The organism is Ruegeria sp. BHSA123 (assembly GCF_059613425.1).
On the sequence record NZ_JBXWSL010000161.1, the window covers coordinates 1 to 1,591 of the forward strand.

Annotated in this window: 2 protein-coding genes; both read right to left on the reverse strand. The window is 52.7% G+C overall.

Going from position 1 to position 1,591, the window contains the following annotated elements; genetic code table 11:
• Positions 1 to 213: 213 nt before the first annotated feature.
• Complete coding sequence (locus AC2FNC_RS20760) at positions 214 to 1,029, reverse strand: sulfotransferase family 2 domain-containing protein (protein ID WP_496716574.1); 816 nt, start codon at positions 1,027 to 1,029, stop codon at positions 214 to 216.
• Positions 1,030 to 1,159: 130 nt separating this feature from the next.
• On the reverse strand, positions 1,160 to 1,591 hold a 432-nt coding region (locus AC2FNC_RS20765; protein ID WP_496716576.1), incomplete at its 5' end, for a hypothetical protein.

Here is a 1,591-nt window from a genome sequence, read left to right on the forward strand (position 1 = left end):
GGCCTCGTTGTGCCATCAGTTGTCCGAATGGACTGTCTTGTATCTGTCGATGCCGCCAACTGAGTTCACCACTACCTTGTATACTTGTGCTTGGATGTGCTTTTAACCTGAACGTTGTCCCAAACACAGATCACAGAAACAAAATCACTTGTGATGAATACCACAAAGACAAAGGTTTTTGCCCGACAGAACCATGGCCGAAAGCAGGTGTGCCTATACAACAACATCCTCAAGCGCCTTGCGATGCAACGCCGTATCTCTGGCGTAGTAGTGGCGGACAAAGTCCCGGATATGAGGCTCGTCAAAAACGGATGGCGTGCTTGAAACGTTTGGTTTCATTAACATTTTCCGGGCCATAACACGAAGCCTCTCATGCGCCGAACCGGGCAGAACCCGTTTGGCAAGGGAGCTTCCGGTATACATCACACGGCCGAGTTGCGGATAGCGAAACACAGTGGTCCTGTTGGCATGACCGATTTCAAGCGTATCGGCACCGACGTGGCGGGCAAGAGCCGTAACAAAGGCCTCCATCCGCTCGACCGGGTAAAGGTTTTTGACCATGCGCCTACCGTCAGTCTCAACGAAATCCGACTGTCGGGCAAAATGGATATAATCCGGGGCAATCACCTCGGGCTCTGACTGAAGATAGGCAATAACCTTTCCGGTTTCGGTGCGGATATCCCCATCATCAAGCTGGGCGAATTCCTTACCCAGATACATCTTCGCGCGCTGAGCCATGGCCGAACGGAACCTTTGAACCGGATCGCGCAAAAGCGCGTAGCTTTCGTAATTCTCAAGCTTTCCGAACGCTTCGGAATCCAGTTCGCGCAGCAGGGGCAGCGGCAAGTGCCGGAAATCTATTTCTCCCAGATCCGGGTGGTGTTCCACTGTTTTCAGAAACCGGTCGTCGGCGTCATGAAAGGGTAAAACGGCATTCCGCACCGATGTTCCCGCACATTTGGGTATATGGACGAAAACAAAACGATGGCGATCGGACAAAATCATACTTCGAAACCACAAACCCGACATTGAACCTATACAGCGTTATGCTGGAAGGTCAGACAAAAAACCAGATACAGAACCCGGAGACGGGGCACCATTTTCTGCGCCCCGCCCCAATATTTGCATTACGCTCGCCCGATGGCTGCGCTTGCCGACATCAGGCGATCAGGGCATCGTCCTGGAACGTCGTCGTGTCGACGAACTGAACCTCGTCGTCGATCGCGAAGGCGCTCACCTGACCATCGACATCGCGGCCCCACGGGGTGCCAAGCGTCCAGCCGTATTCACGGCCGCCGGTAAAGTCGAAATCAATACCAGTTTCATCAATGACAACCTGACCATCAACGATCACCTGAAGCCGATCTGCATTCTGATCAACCAGAACGGTGATCTCATGCGTTTCCAGATCGTTCAGCCCGATATTGGTCGCCTTGAACCCCTTGTGAAATTTGGCGTCATTGTTGGCGACATGTACGGTCAAACCGTCATCGGTTATGGCAAGACCGATCTTCTTGTGGTTCCAAACAAGACGCTGTGTACTGCCGTCAGCCTCATCCCTGGTATATTCGACCGTAAAGGCAAGCTGGTC